A 20,274-nucleotide genomic window follows, 5' to 3' on the forward strand; every position below is an offset into this window, starting at 1 on the left:
ACAATATTCAATTTGAACTCTTTGCTATATTTAGCCATATAAAAACACCCTAAAAGTTAGATTTTTAACTCTAACTTTTAGGGTGCAGTACCTTTGGTGCTCTTTCCTATTCTAAAATATTCCTTTAATGGTGGTGTTGATTAGCCAGGAAATGGTTGAATACATACAAAATCAAGAGCACTATTTCTTTTTTGTACTCCGCAACTGAACCGCTAAGTTCTATGACAGCTTCTTTTAATATACAATAAAAGAAAAATAAATTTATTTTTGGTAAGATGGTTTCAGGGAGGAAAACGAATGTACCTATCTGAGCAATATAGATTTTATAAACTAGCATATAACCTAGTTGCAGAAGATGACTTCGAAATACTGTATATAAATGAAAATGGCGAGGAAATATGGCTTGAAAAGTGTGAAAATAAAACATCATATGTAGTTCGCCTAATACATAAAGGATTTGACTGGAAAAATCATTTGAAAAAGGATATAAGGATTGTTTTTCAGAAAGCAAAAGCAATGAAACGTTTTTTTCTGGGCAAACATATTGAAATACATAACGTATATATTTCCTCCCATTCACCGGTAGATGACTGGGATATACTTAAAAAACCAATGCAACTTAATGAAAAGAATCCAATGAAAATGAAGGTTTACTATTTATCGGAGGAAGAAAAAGAAGTAGAACACTCACGGCTTCAGGAAGCAATTGATAGTTCAAGTCTTAGTATCTCAAGCGAAGTGCTAGAAAAGGATATGGAAGAACGTGTTAATTACTATAAATCTCAATTAAATTATACTCTGAAGAATAAAGAAAATGAGGCAGAAACTGTATTCTCACATGGTAAACCATTTTTTACCTATTTTTTATTGGGTGTTAACATTATCATGTTTTTTTTACTCGAACTAAATGGCAGTAGTAAATCGACAGAAAGCCTAATTGCGCATGGAGCAAAATATAATCCTGCTATTATTGAAAATGGTGAATGGTGGCGAATTGTCTCCTCTATGTTCCTGCATATTGGATTCCTGCACTTATTTATGAATATGTTTGCTGTTTACTACTTAGGAATGGCTGTTGAACGAATATATGGTTCGATACGTTTTATTTTCATATACTTTTTAGCAGGTATAGGTGGTGGCTTGGCTAGTTTTGCATTTACAACTAACATCTCAGCGGGTGCATCTGGTGCGTTATTTGGGCTTTTCGGTGCTTTACTATTTTTTGGGTTAATTCATAGAAAGTTATTTTTCCAAACGATGGGGAAGAACTTACTTATTATTATTGGAATAAACCTTGTATTTGGATTCATGGTTCCTCAAATTGATAATGGAGCACATCTGGGAGGATTAATTACAGGATTTATTGCTTCAGCCATCTTGCATTTGCCTAGGATGAAAAAGATATCTATACAGCTTACTGCGCTCGTTCTTTATGCGATTATTATCTTTGGACTAATAACATTTGGCATTCAACATAATTTGAATAGCCCATCCTATCAGCTGATGAAAACAGAACAGTTAGCAGCAATGCAAGATTATGAAGAAATTGTAGAGGCTACTACAATCGGGTTAAGGAACCCTGATGATCTTGCAGATGAATTATTGTTTCAAAGATCCTATGCTTATATAAAGCTGGATAAGGTTGATTTGGCTATAGACGATTTAGAGGGTACAATTCAAATAAATGACGAGTTTGCTGAAGTACATTTTAATTTGGCTGTTTTGTATTATAATCAGGGACAACGACATAAAGCACAAGAACGCATTAAAAAGGCATATAAAATTAATCCGAACGGTGATAAGATTAAAAAGTTATATGAAAAGATTATTGATCAATGAAATGAAAAGAAGTATATTTTCTAATAGTTTGTTGCACTTATGCAGTGGTGTACCATCATAACTGTGAAACAAACGCTTCTTGTAGGTAGGTTCTTCAGCTGCTGCTTAGATAGACAGGACTCCATCGCTCAATGGCCAATGGAAAAGAAGAAACTAATAAAAAGAGCAACATGTGTTTGAGTAGTATCGCAGTTTATATCTAACTGCGAAAATCACGAAACTTAAAAAAAGCCTAAAAAAAAGCTTTCACTACTCAGTGAGAGCTTTTTATTGAAATTTTGGATATTGCTGAATCAGTCTTTCCTTATTACCATTTATTTCATATAAAACGATTAAATGTTTATTCTGTTTATCAAATAAAACTAAAGGCACGTAACTTTTTAATTTGTCTTTTTCAATATTTTTAGCATTTATAACATAGTTTTTATAGATTCCTTCCCATAGTTGACCAATAATCTGATTTGTTTGTTCTTGTGTTAGTAATGGAAGAGGCTCATCATTATATTTGTAAAGCTCTGTTAGTGGAACGGAAATGTAAGATTCACTAGCAATATCAAAATGACGGATTAGCAACTTCCACGAATACAACAATTGCTGATGTGTTGTATGGTCAAGTAATGTTGCCCACTCGGTTTCATATTTATTATTAGGGGTTTTAAAGGATTCCAGTACAGTGTTTGGTGAATCGATAACGTATAATTGATCGTAAGTCATTCTATGTATACTTTTGATTTGGTCGTCTGGATAATGAATCTCTCCATGATGATAGGAAATTGCTTGAAAAAAACTACTATCCTCTCCGTAAATTTTTTCCTTTATTTGAATTCTATCTGTATCTTCCATCCATTTACTTCGGATCCCTCTTAACATGCCATTATCGAATATTAATGAAGCATCTTGCCTTAAATATATTTCTTTATCACTTTTTGAATCATTTTCCCAGATTATCTCATAGGAGTCATTGGATTTTTCAGATATCAAATCAAGGCGAGTATTTGCCATTTCAAAGCTTGTCTTTTCGTCCATTGGAAAAAACGTAATAGTTGGAACAGTCTTTACCTGCATGATGTAGACAAATACAGGCAAAATTATAAGTAATATTACTATATAAATTAAAAGCCTCTTATTCATTTTAATTATCACCCTTTGTGATTACCACTTAAAATAAAATGTATGAGTTTGGACAACCGTTTATGCTAATTCAAGAATAGAATAAATGACTTGTAACAAACTAGTTATAGATTTCTAAATGAGGGTGACACATTAATGGAGAGAGAAAAAAAATCGTTATTTTCATCGTTTCAAAAGAACGTCGACTATATGAAAGATAGGTTAGCTGTCGATAAAAGCTTTGATGTAATTTATCTGGATTTAGAGTACGCAGGTAGAAAGATGGCTTTATTTCTTATTGATGGATTTGCAAAAGATGAAATCCTGCATTATATAATGAAATTATTGGCTCAGCTGGAACCAGAGCAGCTGGAACCGGATCCATTAACAAAACTATTCAAAACTTATATACCTTATATAGAAATAGATCGTGTTGAAGATCTCAACAAGGCAGCTGATCTAGTTCTTGGTGGACCAGCAGCTTTGATTGTTGAAGGTATTGAAGAAATAATCATGATTGATGCAAGGACCTATCCAGTAAGGGCACCTGCTGAACCAGACTTAGAAAGAGTTGTACGAGGCTCTCGAGATGGTTACGTTGAAACAATTGTTTTTAACACTGCCCTCACAAGGAGAAGGGTTCGTGATCGATCTTTACGTATGGAATACCTGCAAATCGGCAGAAGATCCATGACAGATATTTGTATCTGTTACCTTGATGATATTGCCGATCAGGATCGCGTACAGAAACTAAAAAAAGTGTTACAGAAGATAGATACTGATGGTTTGCCAATGGCTGAAAAGACAATTGATGAATTTATAAGTGGACGACATTGGAATCCATATCCAACTGTCCGGTATACCGAAAGACCCGATACAGCTGCAGCTCATTTATATGAGGGGCATATTCTCATCATTATTGATGGATCACCAAGTGTAATGATCACCCCAGCAACATATTGGCATCATTTACAGCATGCTGAAGACTATCGGCAAAAACCATTGGTTGGTGCTTATCTAAGATTTATTCGATTTATTGCAGTTTTTGTATCACTATTTATATTACCGCTTTATTACCTTTTTTCAACAAGTCCAGAGTTTTTACCAACCGGTCTAGAATATATAGGTCCATCAGAGCCAGGAGCTATTCCATTGATTGCACAATTTTTAATAGCTGAAGTAGGAATTGATATGCTGAGGCTGGCCGCAATTCACACCCCATCATCCTTGGCAACTGCACTTGGTCTAGTTGCGGCAATATTAATGGGACAAGTTGCGGTGGAAGTTGGTTTGTTCTCCAGTGAGGTTGTTTTATATTTAGCAGTGGCTGCAATAGGTACATATGCGACACCAAGTTATGAATTGAGTTTGGCAAATCGATTGGTTCGAATGTTTCTACTATTAGTAACAGCATCATTTGGAGCAATTGGATATGCAGTTGGAATCACACTCTGGATTCTGTACTTAGTACGAATGAATTCATTTAAAACTGCATATTTTTGGCCGTTATTACCATTTTCATATCGGGCATTTCGTGACGTGTTCCTTCGATCACCAATGCCATTGAAAAACAGAAGACCAGCGTTTTTACACCCAAAGGATCCAGATCGTTAATAATTTTCGGTTTGGGTTTTTTGTTGTTCCTTATTTCAACACATTTTGGTATAATTATAAATGGTGATTAAATGAAGACTATTTATGATATACGACAATTATTGAAAAGATTTGGAACAATTATATATATTGGTGATCGATTAGCAGATCTTGAATTAATGGAAGCTGAGGTTAAAGAATTATATCAGTCACAATTTATTGAACCAAACGAATATCAGGAGGCCACATTACTCCTTAGACAAGAAGCATCTCGTATACGAGTTGAAAAAGGAGAGAGTTCCTAATGGATCAAAACATTATTGGTATAGATGTTGGTGGTACAACAATTAAAATTGGCATAATTAGCGAAGCAGGGAATATCCTAGATAAGTGGGAAATTCCAACTAATATTACCGACAGTGGTACATCAATTCTGACTGATATATGGAGCTCATTAAGACAAAAAATTGAAATTGGCCAATTAAAGAGAGATTCAATTGCTGGTATTGGACTAGGTGCTCCTGGATTTATACATGAAGAGACAGGAAGTGTGTATGAAGCTGTTAATATCGGATGGAAGAACATGGAAATAGCGACTGTGTTAAAAAAACTATCTAAAATGCCTGTATATGTACAAAATGATGCAAACATTGCAGTACTAGGCGAAAATTGGCGAGGTGCCGGTGAGCAATCTAGAAATCTGATCGCTATCACCCTTGGAACAGGGGTTGGTGGCGGAATAATCGCCAATGGTACTATTTTAAATGGTGAAAATGGAACAGCAGGAGAAATTGGTCACATTACAGTTGAAAAAGATGGTTATCGGTGCAATTGTGGTCGAAGAGGGTGTTTAGAAACAATTGCATCAGCGACTGGCATAGTTCGACAAGCTAAAAATATAATTGTAACAAATCCAACAAGTCGTTTAGCATCCTTCTATCAAGAGAATGGAAGTTTAACGACAAAAGATATATTTGAGTTAGCAAATAATGGTGATGCTTTAAGTAAAGAAGTTATTGACCATACAGCAGATGTTCTTGGGTTAGTAATCGCAAATCTTGCCACAATTATAAATCCCTCCAAGATTCTTATAGGCGGTGGAGTTTCAAAAGCTGGGGAAGGGTTTATAAATAGTATTGACGGTGCCTTCCGTGAATATGCTCTGGACAGAGTGAGTGAAGTATGCGATTTAAAAGTTGCTCAGCTTGGAAATGATGCTGGAATAATTGGTGCGGCATTTTTAGTGAAACAAAAGATAATGAAGACCACATTTTAACCTTTACTTTTTAAAGATCTTCTATTAATATAATAATTTGTTAACTAATTACTGTTAATATAAGAAAATATAAATTCTATGAAACTTTTTGATGCAGAAAAACGTCATATAGTAGTGTAGGCCTTTTGCCACGTTTTAAAAATGTAGTTACGGGTATTGAAAGAAATGAATAAGTATAGTTAATGAAAGTATGTTAAATGTTTTACTGTAGGAGGATCTAAAATGAACTTAAAACGAGTCAAAATGCCGTTATTTATAATAGCAACATTATTATTTGGATTAAAGACTTATTTTATATATCGATTTTTATTTAGTATTGACTTGGAAAATACAATGCAGGAATTCATCCTGTTTATAAATCCATTTGTTTCTGCTTTTTTATTCTTTTCAATAAGTGTATGGTTTAAAAAGCAGTCCCGACAAATGAAATTTTTACGTTACACAGCATTAATTGGAACGTTTATTATATACTTTAATCTTGTGTTCTACCGTTCTTTTACGGACTTTATAACGGTACCACAATTATTCCAGGCAAGTAATATGGGTGATTTAGGTTCAAGTATATTTACGTTAATTGAAGTATACGATATTTTATTTGTTGTGGATGTAGCAATTATATGGTATTTAAGTAAAAAAATACCATATGCTATGTCAGTCAACTATCAAAAAAGTGGAAGAGTTTTTGCATTAGCGATGTCATTAATGTTGCTTGCAGGGAACTTTTTCCTAGCTGAGATGGAAAGACCTCAATTGTTCACCCGTGCATTTGACCGTGAATATTTGGTGAAAAATATTGGGCTGTTTAATTATCACGTTTACGATTTAGCAGTTCATTCAAAGGTGAAAACACAGCGTGTCTTTGCAGATGGCAATGAATTACCTGATATAAAAGAGTATGTAAACCAGAATATTCAAAGTGACAGTAAATCACCTTTACACGGTATTGCAGAAGATAAAAACGTTATTTTTATCTCAGCGGAATCTGTCCAAAACTTTGTGATAAATAAAAAAGTAAATGGTAAAGAAGTAACACCATTTCTAAACAGTTTAGTTAATGATGATAGTACCTATTATTTCGAAAACTTCTACCATCAAACACTGCAAGGAAAAACTTCTGATTCTGAATTCTTGACTGAAAACTCACTTTATCCGTTATCGAGAGGTGCCGTTTTCTTTACGCACGGTCAGAATGAGTATAATGCAATGCCAGAGATTTTGAAGGAAGAAGGATATAAATCATCGGTATTTCATTCGAATAACAAAAGCTTTTGGAATAGAGATCAAATGTATGACAGCCTAGGATTCGATCATTTTTATGGTGAAGAAGCCTATGAAGTCAATGAAGAAAATTCTGTTGGGTGGGGTTTGAAGGATAAACCATTTTTCGAACAATCTATTAAGTATTTACAGTCGATGGAAAAGCCGTTCTATTCAAAGTTTATTACACTAACAAATCACTTTCCATTTGAATTAAGTGAAGAAGATAGCTCTATTGACAAATATGACTCAAATTCCGCTACGCTTAATAATTATTTTCCAACAGTCCGATATACTGATGAAGCAATTGAAAAATTCTTTAAACAGTTAAAAGATGCTGGAATATATAAAGATTCGATTATTGTCATTATGGGTGATCACTATGGTATTAGTGAAAATCATAATAAAGCTATGAGTCAATATTTAGGCAAAGAAGAAATCACACCATATGATCATGTACAGTTACAAGAAGTACCGATGTTTATTCATATACCAGGGCATGAAGATGGTAAAGTAATGTCTCAAGTATCTGGTCAAATAGATATTAAACCAACATTGTTACACATGTTGGGTGTATCAACTAAAAATGATATATACTTCGGTAATGACTTGTTCAGTAAAGACCGCAAAGATTATATAGCATTGCGAAATGGAGACTTTGTAAGTCAGAAATACGTTTCGACAAGTGACATTTGCTATAATCGCAAAACTGGAGAACCAATTGAACCTAAAGAAAACGAAACTTCTGAAAGTAGAGCAGAGTCCGCATGTGATCCTATTAAAGAAAAAGTAGAAGAAGAACTAGGATATTCAGACGAGATTATTTATGGGGATCTATTTAGATTCGTGGATTTTTCAAAAAGTAAATAAGTGAATTGAAAAAGCTGATCCACTATGTGGATCAGCTTTTTTACAAGTACAAAAGCGCAAGCGCCTGTTCAGCGCCGTATGGACTGCGCTCAGCGTTGAGGGTGGGTCGACGTTGCCGCGCAAAGCGGCGGTCTTAGTCGATCTTCCTTTTCCCTGATAAAGGATACACGAAGAGCGTAAGCTGCCCCACAGGACGTGGGGTAGTTCGACGTTGCCACAGGATGTGGTGGTTTAGTCGAACATCCTTTATTTCTTATCGTAGACATCGGGAGGGAAGTACACTAGGTGCTAGGCGCTGGCCGGTGACGCCACTTCCTGTGGCGTCACCGGCACTAGTACGTCCTGTACGTCGGAGCTGGACGTCGCTGAATCGGAAGTCCAGTTATCCTCAGCACTTAAATTTTATAATTTCCTAAACAATAAAAAAACTAACTGTAATAGTTAGTTTTTATTGTTTATGGTTATAAATTTCCTACTTCGGTAATGATGGTCGCAATGGAGAAGAAGCCAAAGGTTAGTGCTGAAATGGCCGAGAAACCAAGTGCGAATACATTTTTAATTTTCAATTGACGGATTACTGATACTACTGACAACAGTGTAACAAGTAAAAGTATTACTGCTAAAATCATATGAAAATATCCTCCTTGTGAACTTTCTTTGATTGTGATAATTTACTATGAGTTCTTCAATTTATTATTATGTAACAAGCAGTTTCCTATTCTTATTTTATAGTATAAAATGGGATTTGTCGAGTTATATTGTAACGAAATTCTTGAACAAATATTCAATGGAGGGTTGATAATGATCTTTAAAAGCATGTCTTTAGGACCACTAGGCACGAATTGCTATATCGTGCATAACGTTAATGATGCAATAGTAATTGATCCCAGTGGCGATCCTGAGAAAATAATAAAGTATCTGAATGATAAAAATCTTACACCAAAAGCGATTTTACTAACTCATGCACATTTCGATCATATTGGTGGCGTTGATCAAGTAAGGAATTACTATGACATCCATGTTTATATTCACGAGGAAGAAGCAGCATGGCTGGAGAGCCCGAAGTTAAATGGATCATTACTATTTATAGGGAGTGAGATAAAAACTAAAAGTGCTGAGCGTTATTTAACCCCAGGAAAATTACAGTTAGGAACAATATCATTCGATATAATACATACTCCCGGACATTCGCCTGGTAGTGTTAGTTTTATATTCCAAGAGCAAGAACATGTTATTAGTGGAGATGTATTATTTAATAGAGGTATAGGCAGAACTGATCTGCCGGGAGGGGATATTAAGCAGCTTGAGCAAAGTATACGTAATGACCTTTATAAATTACCGGAATCTTATACCGTAAGTCCTGGTCATGGGCCAGAGACAACTATCGGAGATGAAAAACAGTATAATCCATTTTTCTCAACCAGATAACACTTAAAAGAGCAGTGTCTAATAATCGCGGGGTTAGTTGGGAACTGGCGGTCTAAGGCAAACATCCTTTATTTCTTATCGTAGACACAGGGAGGGAAGTCCACTAGGCGCTAGGTGCTGGCCGGCGAGAACGCCACATCCTGTGGCGTCACCGGCACTAGTACGTCCTATACGTCGGAGCTGGGCGTCGCTGATTCGGAAGTCAATTATCCACAATACTTAAATTTTATAATTTGCTAAACAACAAAAAAGCCCTTCTTATAAGAAGGGCTTTAGGGGGGATGTGCTCTGCTCTTTTGTTGGTTAGGGATAAAAGTTAAGCTACTGTTATTACTATAATTGTATATTAACAACATGTCAATAGTGTAAACACAAAAAAATAAAAAACCCTGCATCATTATATGTAAGCAGGGTTTTTGGTTTAATGCCCGAATCCTGGCACTAATATGAATTCTGAATACCATGTAAATCCAATAAAAAATACAGTACAGTAAGCTCCGAATAAATACATATACATGCGTTCTGATAATTTCAGATAACTTACTGTTAGGAAAAATGCCGTTTGAACTAGGAATAGAAGTGCTGTTTTCTGCATGTCTCCTACATAAAACATTACTGTGAAAATACCTGTCCAAAAGGCAAGGACACGAAACATTCGATCCATGTTTTCCCCCTCCTTTTAGGTAACCTTATCATTGTTATTATAAACCACGATTAGGATAATGTAAAATAAATTTTATTAAACAATAGAAAGTTTTGCCACATACGTGCAATTTTCACAACCGTTGAACATATTCTCGTTTTCAATTAAGTCCACACTCGTAAACAATGCTTCAAACATACCTTTTAAAAAGTTGTTGTGCAATTTACAAACCATAGCATGGTTAGTTGATGCGACCTCTTTGAAGGGACAGTTTTTAATTTGAAAAGTTACGCTGTTTTTATCAGCATTATATTGAAAGTCCGGATACATCCCGAGCATTATGCCAGCATCTTCTAATATGTTAATTTTTTGTTCTTTTGTAAGTTCCTCAAACAAGGGGCCGTTGTTATATCGCTCCATTACTTTATTTCCGTATTTATAACCAGTTTGATATAATGCATGTTTTCCGGCTTCTCCCAGTTCAACAAATGATTCAATTGCAATTGTAGAAAGTAATTTATAATCCCTATGTGGGAAATTTAGCTCGATTACTTCATCTGAAAGTCGATAAACTCTGCTTGGCCGACCACCTTTTCCAGTTTTTTGGGAGTAGGATTCAACAATATTTATATCTTCCAGCTTTGATAGATGAAGCCTGGCTACGTTCGGGTGGATATCGAATAATTCGGCTATCTCAATAACAGCCACTTCCTTATGGTGCTTTATTAAATACTGGTAAATATTAAATCTTGTTGGGTCACTTAACACACTGGTTACTTTAAGCGTTTGTTCCACCGATTATCACCTCACTATGTTTGTTACTTTCATTATAGTGAATATTAATGGTGAAATGTGTGAAAAGGCTTATTTGTTAAAAAATGTACACAACTTAATAGTTGATATTATGACACATATTGAAATTATTATTCTAAAAGTAGTTTGTTGGTTATTGTGAAGGTGGCTTCAGAATCAGTTGTAATATTGAAAAATAAATGATATTCTTTTTCATCATCTAATACTATATAATCCAGTTGTACATTGCCATAAGGGAACTTGTAATAAACAGGATTACTATTCATTTCTTTTCCAAGTAGTATATCTTCTTTAAACGTTGTTCGTGCCATTTGTAATAATGTTTCTATTCTCATTTGGTCTGTTTGGTTATTGGTTATTTGTATTTCATTTTGATACATATTAATACTTGCTGTAATGGTAATTAACGCAATTGCTATTACAAAGAGAACATAAGGGAGAATAAATCCATTATTACTGGTAAAAGATAATTGTTTTTTCATATTGCTCACCTTTTGTGGATATGATGGAGGCGTGAAAGCCGTATTCAGATGACTTAAAAAAAATGTTTTGTACATGCCGTAAGTATATTTCATGACCTTCAGAATCGACTTGTCTCCTAATCAAATCCTGATATTTTTCAATTGTAACAACTGAACCGTCGTGCTGATTGAGAATGATTTTGGTTGGTTCAACTATAATGTCAGTTGATTTTATTACATCGTCTCGTAGAAAAAAATAGAACTGTTGAACGGAAAGTTCTTCATAATTGGATGTATAATTAACCCCATTTAATAGGTATCCAGTAAAGGGAATGAGTATAAATAAAATAGAAATAGTCAAAATAGCTGATAGAAAAGAAAAACCTTTTTCATTTTGCAGAATATCCATACAAGCAAATTTGGTCAGTTTTATTTTTAACATTCTTCCATTCCACACATCCTTTCAGCAGTTTATTTTCAGCTGAAAAAGTAAATATAAGTTTTGTTTCATTAACTTCTTTGGAATATTCAGTTGGGATACTAGCCTGATCATCCCACAAATATGGCTGAAGTTCAGCATGTAATTCATTTCCAAACAGTCGTTTTTGATGGAGTACTTCTCGTTCGTAGATTAATAAGTTGGTAATCGGTATTAGAGTTGAAATCATTATCATTAGAAGAGTTACGGCCACAAGGGATTCAATTAGAGAGAATCCTTTATTGTTTAACAATATAGCACCTCCCTTTTCCAAGTGGACAGGTAACCTTATAGTTGTTATTTTTTGTCTGAATCATAAAACTTCCAGGATCAATAATAGTTCCTCTATAATTAAATGATATTACTGGCAGGTTTAAATAATCGATCTCCCATCCTTTAGGGATTCTTCGTTCTACTAAATTTACTCTATTGGAATTTTTTGCTATGGTATAACTTTTATTATCAGTAATAGTTAAACGAAAGTAATTTCTTGAACCATATGATTTGCTTTGCATATATAGTAAATCCATTTCGAGAGTATCCATAAATTTATCTTCTTCCTGCTTTTCAAGAATGGAAAAATGTAATGGGGCACTAATAAGTAGTATTACGGACCAAATGGCAAGAACGAATAAAACTTCGATTAAAGTAAAACCGTTTTTAGACCGCATTAAATTCCAGCGGAGATACTGACTATAGCTTTACCGTCTGTATTTGTGATTTGCAAGTCAGTATTATCTGGACATTTCTTCTGCTCTTCTGTAATATAACCTGAAGTTTCTAAAACCTCTAGGTCAACTGGATAACTATTTTTTTCTATATAATACGCATCGACCTGAGCCTGGACTACACTTACCAAGGCGTTGCATCCTTTATCATATACTTCTTTGCTCTTGTCACTTAAATTTGGAACCATCAGAATAATTAATACGGAAATAATCATAAGGACAATGAGCATTTCTATTAAAGTGAATCCTTTTTGGCTATTGAACAATATTTCCAACTCCTTTATATTGTTTTAATTAATTGAAACATCGGCCACATTAATGTGACGTAAATAAAAATGATGAAACTTGCTAAAATGATAAAAAAAACGGGTTGCATATAGGTAATAATTTTCATAACTTTTCGGTGTATTTCTTCTGTTTGTAATTCTGCATATATTGTTAAGTCTCTTTCAAGTGCATTTACATCAGCATTTTTTTGGAAAATAGTTGATAGCTGTTTATCAAGCAGTGGTAAATTCGCCAATAAATTCGTAATATAAACTCCATTTGATAACTCTTTAGTCATCAATAAGGCAAAATATGAAAGGATTGGCTGTTTTCTTTGTTGTGATAAATTAAAGAGTATTTGCTTAATAGACATTCCTGTTTTTAGTAAAGAACTAATGTGTGTGGCAAACAAAAAGGAAGTTTGCATTCTTTTATATTGATGATAAATAGGTATAAATCGGTAAAATTTAATTTGATTCTCGATACTGACTTTGTGTTTTATTACTTGCCAGAGAACAAGAGATAGAACAATAATTAGTATCAGGATAGTTAGTAACCTTCCCAATAATTCAATCAAAACAATGGAAAACATTACTGTTGAAGCTGTTCCAGTGTTGTTATTAAATAGGTCCATAAATGAAGGAAGGACCGATTGTTTAACAAAATAGAGCAATAGGGCAAACACGAATAGCAAAATCAATGGGTAGCGTATTGTTTCCTGGAATTTTTTTAAATAAAGTATACGGTGCTCATACATAGAGATACATTTTTCAATGCTTGCTTGAAGATCACCATTCGACCGGACAAAATATAAATAGGATGTAATTAATGAGTTGAAGTTCTCTTTTTCTAATGCTTGATCAAGTGAGTTCCCGGATTTTAGCGAAGTAATAACGGAGGTGGAAATCGGTTTAAGTTGTTTATCCCAATTAATAATTTCGAGAGCAGATATCAGTGGGTATCCGTTTGTTAATAACCGTTCCACTCGTTTTAAAAAGCGTAATTGCATTTCCTTTTTGGGCGATTTACTTCCCAGTTGAGAAATAAGTTTCTTCAGAGATAAAGCCATAAGCAAAAGCCTTCTTTCGTAAGTGATGAAATGTATGAAATTGTTCCTTGGAACTAATATCAATCCCATCCAACGTGTTTTCCAGCAAGATTCCATCCAATAGCTCAATTATTGCACCACGTCTCGTAGTAGTATTATTTACGTGAACAGGTAGTAGCTGTAATGCTGCAACCGAAATAAGTGATTGCTTTAAATCAGAGCGTTTGAGACCCATCTCCATTAAGCGATGAATCGTTCCCAATGCATTATTGGCGTGTAACGTACTAAGAACTAAATGGCCAGTTAAGGAAGCATCAAAAGCAAACTGTGCAGTAAAGCTGTCCCTTATTTCACCCACCATTATAATGTCAGGATCATGTCTGAGTGCTGCCTTTAAACCAGTCTGATAGGTAATTCCCGCTTTTTCATTTACTTGGACCTGCAGGATGTCATTTATATCCTTTTCAATCGGATCTTCCAAGGTAATGGTCTGATAAGATTTTTCTGTTAAAATGGTTTGAAGCAAGGCATATAACGTTGTTGTTTTACCACTTCCTGTTGGACCTGTAAACAGAATGATTCCCGTACGATTTGCGATCCATTCCTTAAGTTTGTTTAATTGGTTTGGAAAAAGAAATAGCCTATCAAGGGTAAGGTTGTCTTCCTGCGGGAGAATTCGGATTGCAAGGCTTTCCATATGATTAACAGGAAGCGTTGATAATCGTAGGGAATAACGAATTGTCATCGTATCATGGTCAATTGTTCCATTTTGTGGTTTGCGAACTTCACCTATATCCATTCCTGATGTAAACTTATAGTAAGTAAGCAGTAATTGGTACTGACTAATGGGAATCGTTTTATGAAGGATTCTTTTTCCGAATATCCGAAAATAGATGTCTGCTTGATTCGGGAAGGGGTAGAAATGAATGTCTGAAGCATTGGTAGTAATAGCGGAATGAAGAAGCTGTTGTGAAAGTCTTGAAGCTGTGTTCAATAATATGTCACCTCCTTAGTTAGACTATATTCGACATAGTTTGCAAAACTCCTTCTTTTTTAAAAAAATTATTTCATTAAACTTTTAAGGCAGGTTAAAATCATGAAAACACTATATTTAATTGGATTTATGGGTAGTGGAAAAAGTACTATAGGGGAAATGTTGAGTAGTTTATTACATGTTCCACATATTGATACTGATAATATGGTTGAGGAAGTGTATGAACAAACGATAGCTGAGATCTTTCAAAATAATGGGGAAGGTACTTTTCGAATGTACGAGTCTGAAGTTTTAAAAAATACACCTGTACAAAACCACATTATATCAACAGGTGGGGGTATTGTAGAAAGGGACGAAAACGTTTTATTTATGAAGGAAAACGGAGTCGTGGTTTATTTAGAAACTTCATTTGATGAGATAGCTGAACGATTAGAATATGACCAGACCAGGCCATTATGGAGTAAAAATGTCCAGGAAAAGAAGGATTTATTTATCCGTCGCCAAAAGTTATATGAAAAAAACACAGACATACTAGTACATACTGATAATAAATCAGCTATAGAAATAACTGAAGAAATTAAAGCCTTATTAAAGTAATTAAAGAATAAAATATATACATGACGTAAAAAATAATAATACCTAAATGGAATGAGGTGGTTATTATGTCTGGGAATGAATATATAAAGTATATGACAGAACAGATTACAGCATATATTGACACTCCAGCGGAAGAAAAGAAACTTAGAAAGTCGAGACATAAAACAGATCCACCAGTTTATTCATCCAAGTGGCTAGGTATATTACCATTTGCTTTTAAACTTTTGCTAAAAAAGACTGAATAAAAGAGGCGGGGACATAACTAAAAGTCTCTACTTTAATGACGAATAATAACAGGTTAGGTTAATTAGAACGTTCATTATCAATGGTTGAATCTAATACGTAATTGATATATACTGCGAACTACTTTTTAATGAATTTGAGTACTGTTATGCCGCTTCGGAAATACACTTCGCTTTCCGTGGGCGGCTGATGAGCCTCCTTGCTCCTACGTCGCTGCGTAGTCTCATCTAGGCCTCAGCTCCCACAGGAGTCTACGTGTATTTCCTCCGCTGAATCGCTATAGAATAAATTTGTGACAGCACTACAGTAGTCCGGGGGAGCGGAGGGCGGTGACTCCTGCGGGAATAGCACGTTCCGAAGACCCCACAGAGTGGTCTTCTCGAGGAGGGTGAGGTCGTGCCCGCGGAAAGCATCCGCCCGTAGCGACTCCGGACGGCGGGACGAGAGTTTATAGATTTTATTCCTGCAGTTACTTCGTAGTTTATATCTAATCTGCTACATTAGAAAACTAGGCATTCACCAAGCCTTTTGGTGAATGCGATAGTTGCACCTATGCAGTAAGAAAGAAATTATGCTTTCTTAACTGCAAAAATCCGAACTAATTCAAATTCTATTTCAAGAATTTTGAATCATAGTTCGGATTTCACTTTCACTAAATACTTTTGTCACAGCCACTTTTTTAACTAATGGCGTTTTCTGCTAAATAAAAAATACCACCATTTATAACGTTGAAAGTTATGCGGGGATTATACCGCTTTTTAATTTCTCCAATTTCCTTATCCATTTCTTGTTGCGTATTTTCTTCATCATCTTTGCTACTGTAAAAATGGGTTAGCAATTGGATTTCTTCTTCCATTGTTTTAATTGATACTTCTGCCCAATCGTGTGTTTGATTATGAATATAACTTTCAAGAACAGATTCGATCCTGGTAAATCCGCTTTTTAGTCTGATTATCGGCGAAATAGTATAGCAGTAATCCGATATCGTCATTTGTAACGACTTTTCTCCCAAAAGTTCCATCATGTCTGTTTTCATGGAGCCATTTATTAAGTGCAGACCAATAGAAAAGATTTCATCTCTTTTTTGTTTTCCCTGATAACTTATTTTAATGTTCACTACCAACCATGGAAATAAAGATGTTTTCCGATTCGTATCAATTCGTTCAAATAATTTCGTATATATTTCTTCCTGTTTTAGTTTATTAAGAATTTGCTGCAATCGTGGGCTCCCGAAATGAATCCATTCACCTTTTTCATCTCTTTTTTCAGGGTTTGTAATCAACGTAAGCTGCAATGGATCTCCGGGATTACCGATCTTTTTAATGTAATGCCAATAGAATGGCCGATTCATTAAGGCACGGTCCATATCCTCTGTTAACTGTACAGTAAGAACACCATCTTTGTTATGGACAAATTCACAGTGATTTGCAGTAAAATAAGATTCTAAAAAGTCATGTAAATTTTTAATTGCCATATTGCTCCTCCTTCAGTTCAGTCTGGTCATGTGTTAGTTTTATTATCGAAGAAAGGTTATCCAGCTTTATTCTTGCTTCTCCAGTAGAAGTGGACTCAGAAAAAATGGTTTGTATTTCAGACTCAATGTCATTTATATTTAGTTCGGCTAAAATACTATCCAAATGGCCAATAACTTGTTCAAACAAATTTATCTTTTCATACAGAAGCGTCATGATATGTTCTTCTACGGTGCCCCTAATAGCTAAATTATATATATGAACATCATTTTGCTGACCGTAGCGGTGTATTCTGCCAATACGTTGTTCTAAACGCATCGGATTCCAAGGTAAGTCATAGTTAATGAGATGGTTGCAAAATTGGAGATTAATTCCCTCACCGCCAGCTTCGGTTGCAATCAATACCTGTGCATGATTTTCAAACAATTGTTTCATCCAATCTTTTTTCCCTTTTTTGAATCCGCCTCTGAAAGGTACTGATGTAATATCGTTCTCTTTTAGATACCATTGCAAGTATAGTTGTGTAGCCCGATATTCAGTGAAGATGATTACTTTCTCCTTGCCCAATTGCTTTATTACTTCTACTGCTTTTTCTGCCTTTACGTGTTGAGGAAGCTGTTCAATTTTATCAGTGATTGGTTTTATTACATGTTCATTTTCTTGGTTAGTTACCATCTTTTGTAGTGATAGAAAGCATGCTTCCCTTGAAGAGCAGAGTTCTCTTAGCAATGTGATTTTTGAGAAAGTAGGAAAGACCTCCGTTACACTTTGTAAATGCGAATAAACATCTTTTTCTTCTTTTTTAAAGTCAATCCATATTGTTTCAATCTTTCTTTTTATATTATCAAAATCCGTGTTTTGTCTCGTGTTTCGAATCATTACTTTTTGGATTAATTGTTTCAAATATTTATCCTGTTTTATCTTTTTACGATCTTTACCATATTGTTCTAGAAAGGAGCCATAGTCACCTAAATGACCTGGTTTTAAAATGGATACCAAATTGAAGATTTCCACCAATCTATTTTGTACTGGTGTAGCGGTTAATAATAAACAATATTTTTTCTTTAATGATCGTACAAAAGCAAAGTTCTTTGTTTTATGGTTCTTCAGTTTATGTGCTTCGTCAATTAGGATGAAGTCATAGTCAATATCAAGAATATGTTCACGATGCGGGCTGCGTTTAGCTGTGTCAATAGATGTAATCATGACCTCGGTCTGATCCCATGAATAATTTTTACGGTGTGTGATTGCGGGAATATAAAATTTTTCATTCAATTCTTTGGCCCATTGATTAACAAGAGACGCAGGAACCAATATGAGTACTTTTTTCACAAGTCCTCTCAGCATATATTCTTTTAAAATAAGACCAGCTTCTATTGTTTTTCCAAGCCCTACCTCATCAGCTAATATTGCGCGTCCATTCATTTCTTCGATAACTTGATTAGCACAGGAAATTTGGTGATCAAGGAATTCCATATGCGGCAAATAATCTAGAGATTTTAAACCTTCAAACGATGGTGCCATAGTAGTTAATTCGGCTTGATAGGTCATTTGGAAAAGCTCCCAAGGCGAGAAAGGTCCTTCTTTTTCAAGAGTTGTTTCGAATTTATCTATAAAGACGGAATCTTTTTGAAGTTCGATGCGGTCCATAACATACTTCCTTTTAAAAGAGTTATCTTATCTCTACTTTTTACCTTATTCATATGCTATAATGAGACTCATAATAAGGTAGATATTTCTTAGTTACTGATACATAGTATAACCAAAATAACTAATTTCATTATGCGAATGAGTACAAGGGGAGAGCTTACTTTTATGTAACGCCGAAGGAGCAAACATTGTGTGAATCTCTCAGGCAAAAAGACTCTTGTATGACGCAACTCTGGAGAGTGTTTACTTTTGGTAAACCACCAACGAAGCAAGTGCTTTTAGGAATTTGTATTCAGTTCCTTGGCATGCAACTTTCAGGTTGAAGGACAGAGATTTCCCTGTATATCAGAGAAATCTCTATTTTTATGTGGAAGATTAATTAAAGGAGTGGATGGAATGAGTGAGCTCAAAAGAACCCCATTGTTTCCTGAATATGAAAAATCAGGGGGGAAGACAGTCGATTTTGGCGGCTGGGACTTACCGGTACAATTCAAAGGTATAAAGCATGAGCATGAAGTTACCAGAACAAAAGCTGGATTATTTGATGTTTCGCACATGGGTGAAATTATGGTAAAAGGTCCAAACAGCAAGGATTTTTTACAAAAAGTAACAACAAACGATGTTTCCACATTAACGCCAAAGCGTGCACAATATACATTTATGTGTTACCACGATGGTGGTACAGTTGATGATTTTATTGTTTACATGCTGGAGGAAGACCACTATTTATTAGTTGTGAATGCAGCCAATACAGAAAAAGACTTTGAATGGTTAACAGAAAACAACGACACAGGGGTTTCAATTGAAAACGTATCATCCAAGTATGTACAGTTAGCACTTCAAGGTCCACAGGCTGAATTAATTCTGCAACGCTTGACAGAGACCGATCTAAGTAAAATCAAATTTTTCCGTTTTGAAGATCCCGTTTACTTCTCTACAATTGATTCAGGTGCAATTGTATCCAGAACTGGGTATACAGGAGAAGACGGATTTGAAATCTATGTAGACGCTAAAGATGGAAGGAATCTGTGGCAACTGATTCTTGAGGCAGGCGAGGATGAAGGTGTGGAACCAATCGGACTTGGTGCACGAGATACACTACGTTTTGAAGCAAAATTAGCATTATACGGGCAGGAACTTTCAAAAGATATAACACCAATTGAGGCCGGTATGAAGTTTGCGGTTAAGGTCAAAAAGGAAACTGATTTTATTGGAAAAGAAGTGTTAAAGCAGCAGGCAGAAAATGGACCGGATAGAAAGCTTGTTGGTATTGAAATGATTGATAAAGGTATTCCGCGTACGGGATATCATGTTTACGCCGAAGATGCTGAAGTAGGATTTGTTACTACTGGAACACAGTCACCAACATTGCAAAAAAATGTCGGGCTAGCACTAGTGAAAAGCGAGTATGCTGAACTAGGTAAAGAGCTGTTTGTACAAGTACGCAAACGAAGACTAAAGGCAGTAGTGGTTAAAACGCCATTTTACAAACGCGATAAATAGGGAG

General features: G+C 35.0%; 22 protein-coding genes and 1 riboswitch. Of the genes, 9 read left to right on the forward strand and 13 right to left on the reverse strand.

Going from position 1 to position 20,274, the window contains the following annotated elements; translation table 11 throughout:
* The first annotated feature begins 297 nt into the window (after positions 1-297).
* Positions 298-1,839, forward strand: coding sequence for a rhomboid family intramembrane serine protease (locus J2Z82_RS16050; protein ID WP_209481837.1), 1,542 nt, complete (start codon positions 298-300; stop codon positions 1,837-1,839).
* 267 nt (positions 1,840-2,106) lie between these two features.
* Here the strand turns inward: J2Z82_RS16050 and J2Z82_RS16055 are convergent, their stop codons facing one another.
* On the reverse strand, positions 2,107-2,970 hold the full coding sequence (locus tag J2Z82_RS16055; RefSeq protein WP_209481838.1) for a hypothetical protein: 864 nt from the start codon (positions 2,968-2,970) through the stop codon (positions 2,107-2,109).
* Positions 2,971-3,105: 135 nt separating this feature from the next.
* On the opposite strand from J2Z82_RS16055, the gene J2Z82_RS16060 reads away from it, so the two are divergent.
* From J2Z82_RS16060 to J2Z82_RS16075, 4 genes are all read left to right on the forward strand, one after another.
* Positions 3,106-4,563 carry a spore germination protein gene (locus tag J2Z82_RS16060; protein WP_209481839.1) on the forward strand — a complete coding sequence of 486 codons (1,458 nt, stop codon included), beginning with the start codon at positions 3,106-3,108 and terminating at the stop codon, positions 4,561-4,563.
* Between the two features lie 71 nt (positions 4,564-4,634).
* Entirely contained in the window at positions 4,635-4,847 is a 213-nt protein-coding gene (locus J2Z82_RS16065) for a YqgQ family protein (protein ID WP_209481840.1), read from the forward strand.
* Positions 4,847-5,818 carry an ROK family glucokinase gene (locus J2Z82_RS16070; RefSeq protein WP_209481841.1) on the forward strand — a complete coding sequence of 324 codons (972 nt, stop codon included), beginning with the start codon at positions 4,847-4,849 and terminating at the stop codon, positions 5,816-5,818. Before J2Z82_RS16065 ends, J2Z82_RS16070 begins: the two co-directional genes overlap by 1 nt.
* Positions 5,819-6,040: 222 nt before the next feature.
* Positions 6,041-7,945 carry an LTA synthase family protein gene (locus J2Z82_RS16075; protein ID WP_209481842.1) on the forward strand — a complete coding sequence of 635 codons (1,905 nt, stop codon included), beginning with the start codon at positions 6,041-6,043 and terminating at the stop codon, positions 7,943-7,945.
* 461 nt (positions 7,946-8,406) lie between these two features.
* Here J2Z82_RS16075 and J2Z82_RS16080 read toward each other — a convergent pair whose 3' ends face one another.
* A complete protein-coding gene (locus J2Z82_RS16080) occupies positions 8,407-8,574 on the reverse strand; it encodes a DUF2759 family protein (protein WP_209481843.1) in 168 nt (55 codons plus the stop codon).
* Between the two features lie 172 nt (positions 8,575-8,746).
* Between J2Z82_RS16080 and J2Z82_RS16085 the strand changes: the two genes are divergently transcribed.
* Entirely contained in the window at positions 8,747-9,373 is a 627-nt protein-coding gene (locus J2Z82_RS16085) for an MBL fold metallo-hydrolase (RefSeq protein ID WP_209481844.1), read from the forward strand.
* 421 nt (positions 9,374-9,794) lie between these two features.
* Here J2Z82_RS16085 and J2Z82_RS16090 read toward each other — a convergent pair whose 3' ends face one another.
* The 9 genes from J2Z82_RS16090 to comGA all read right to left on the reverse strand — a co-directional run bounded on the left by J2Z82_RS16090 (position 9,795) and on the right by comGA (position 14,805).
* Positions 9,795-10,037, reverse strand: coding sequence for a DUF2626 domain-containing protein (locus tag J2Z82_RS16090; RefSeq protein ID WP_092492571.1), 243 nt, complete (start codon positions 10,035-10,037; stop codon positions 9,795-9,797).
* Positions 10,038-10,112: 75 nt separating this feature from the next.
* The gene (locus J2Z82_RS16095; RefSeq protein ID WP_209481845.1) at positions 10,113-10,811 is read right to left on the reverse strand and encodes a helix-turn-helix transcriptional regulator; all 699 of its coding nucleotides are present in this window, start codon (positions 10,809-10,811) and stop codon (positions 10,113-10,115) included.
* A gap of 128 nt (positions 10,812-10,939) precedes the next feature.
* Positions 10,940-11,311 carry a type II secretion system protein gene (locus tag J2Z82_RS16100; protein ID WP_209481846.1) on the reverse strand — a complete coding sequence of 124 codons (372 nt, stop codon included), beginning with the start codon at positions 11,309-11,311 and terminating at the stop codon, positions 10,940-10,942.
* Positions 11,283-11,732 (reverse strand): ComGF family competence protein, encoded by a 450-nt coding sequence (locus J2Z82_RS16105; RefSeq protein WP_209481847.1) that lies wholly within the window; start codon positions 11,730-11,732, stop codon positions 11,283-11,285. Before J2Z82_RS16105 ends, J2Z82_RS16100 begins: the two co-directional genes overlap by 29 nt.
* Complete coding sequence (locus J2Z82_RS16110) at positions 11,680-12,021, reverse strand: type II secretion system protein (RefSeq protein ID WP_209481848.1); 342 nt, start codon at positions 12,019-12,021, stop codon at positions 11,680-11,682. Before J2Z82_RS16110 ends, J2Z82_RS16105 begins: the two co-directional genes overlap by 53 nt.
* Entirely contained in the window at positions 12,008-12,439 is a 432-nt protein-coding gene (gene comGD / locus J2Z82_RS16115; protein ID WP_209481849.1) for a competence type IV pilus minor pilin ComGD, read from the reverse strand. The genes J2Z82_RS16110 and comGD overlap by 14 nt, the downstream gene beginning before the upstream one ends.
* The gene (gene comGC / locus J2Z82_RS16120; RefSeq protein ID WP_209481850.1) at positions 12,439-12,762 is read right to left on the reverse strand and encodes a competence type IV pilus major pilin ComGC; all 324 of its coding nucleotides are present in this window, start codon (positions 12,760-12,762) and stop codon (positions 12,439-12,441) included. The genes comGD and comGC overlap by 1 nt, the downstream gene beginning before the upstream one ends.
* Before the next feature lie 14 nt (positions 12,763-12,776).
* Positions 12,777-13,832, reverse strand: a complete 1,056-nt coding sequence (locus tag J2Z82_RS16125; RefSeq protein ID WP_209481851.1) for a type II secretion system F family protein — start codon at positions 13,830-13,832, stop codon at positions 12,777-12,779.
* On the reverse strand, positions 13,789-14,805 hold the full coding sequence (gene comGA, locus J2Z82_RS16130; protein WP_209481852.1) for a competence type IV pilus ATPase ComGA: 1,017 nt from the start codon (positions 14,803-14,805) through the stop codon (positions 13,789-13,791). The genes J2Z82_RS16125 and comGA overlap by 44 nt, the downstream gene beginning before the upstream one ends.
* Before the next feature lie 102 nt (positions 14,806-14,907).
* Here comGA and J2Z82_RS16135 point away from each other — a divergent pair, with 102 nt between their 5' ends.
* Together J2Z82_RS16135 and J2Z82_RS16140 are read left to right on the forward strand one after the other, a co-directional pair.
* Positions 14,908-15,402 carry a shikimate kinase gene (locus tag J2Z82_RS16135; RefSeq protein ID WP_209481853.1) on the forward strand — a complete coding sequence of 165 codons (495 nt, stop codon included), beginning with the start codon at positions 14,908-14,910 and terminating at the stop codon, positions 15,400-15,402.
* A gap of 65 nt (positions 15,403-15,467) precedes the next feature.
* A complete protein-coding gene (locus J2Z82_RS16140; RefSeq protein ID WP_209481854.1) occupies positions 15,468-15,647 on the forward strand; it encodes a YqzE family protein in 180 nt (59 codons plus the stop codon).
* A 677-nt stretch (positions 15,648-16,324) separates the two neighbouring features.
* On the opposite strand, the gene J2Z82_RS16145 is transcribed toward J2Z82_RS16140, so the two are convergent.
* Both J2Z82_RS16145 and J2Z82_RS16150 read right to left on the reverse strand, forming a co-directional pair.
* On the reverse strand, positions 16,325-17,119 hold the full coding sequence (locus J2Z82_RS16145; RefSeq protein WP_209481855.1) for a YqhG family protein: 795 nt from the start codon (positions 17,117-17,119) through the stop codon (positions 16,325-16,327).
* Positions 17,109-18,767, reverse strand: coding sequence for a DEAD/DEAH box helicase (locus tag J2Z82_RS16150; RefSeq protein ID WP_209481856.1), 1,659 nt, complete (start codon positions 18,765-18,767; stop codon positions 17,109-17,111). The genes J2Z82_RS16145 and J2Z82_RS16150 overlap by 11 nt, the downstream gene beginning before the upstream one ends.
* A 138-nt stretch (positions 18,768-18,905) precedes the next feature.
* A riboswitch (glycine riboswitch) is annotated at positions 18,906-18,994 on the forward strand.
* A 169-nt stretch (positions 18,995-19,163) separates the two neighbouring features.
* On the opposite strand from J2Z82_RS16150, the gene gcvT reads away from it, so the two are divergent.
* On the forward strand, positions 19,164-20,270 hold the full coding sequence (gcvT, locus tag J2Z82_RS16155; RefSeq protein ID WP_209481857.1) for a glycine cleavage system aminomethyltransferase GcvT: 1,107 nt from the start codon (positions 19,164-19,166) through the stop codon (positions 20,268-20,270).
* The last annotated feature ends 4 nt before the right edge of the window (positions 20,271-20,274 follow it).

It is taken from the genome of Virgibacillus litoralis, from assembly GCF_017873675.1.
Taxonomy (GTDB): domain Bacteria; phylum Bacillota; class Bacilli; order Bacillales; family Amphibacillaceae; genus Lentibacillus; species Lentibacillus litoralis.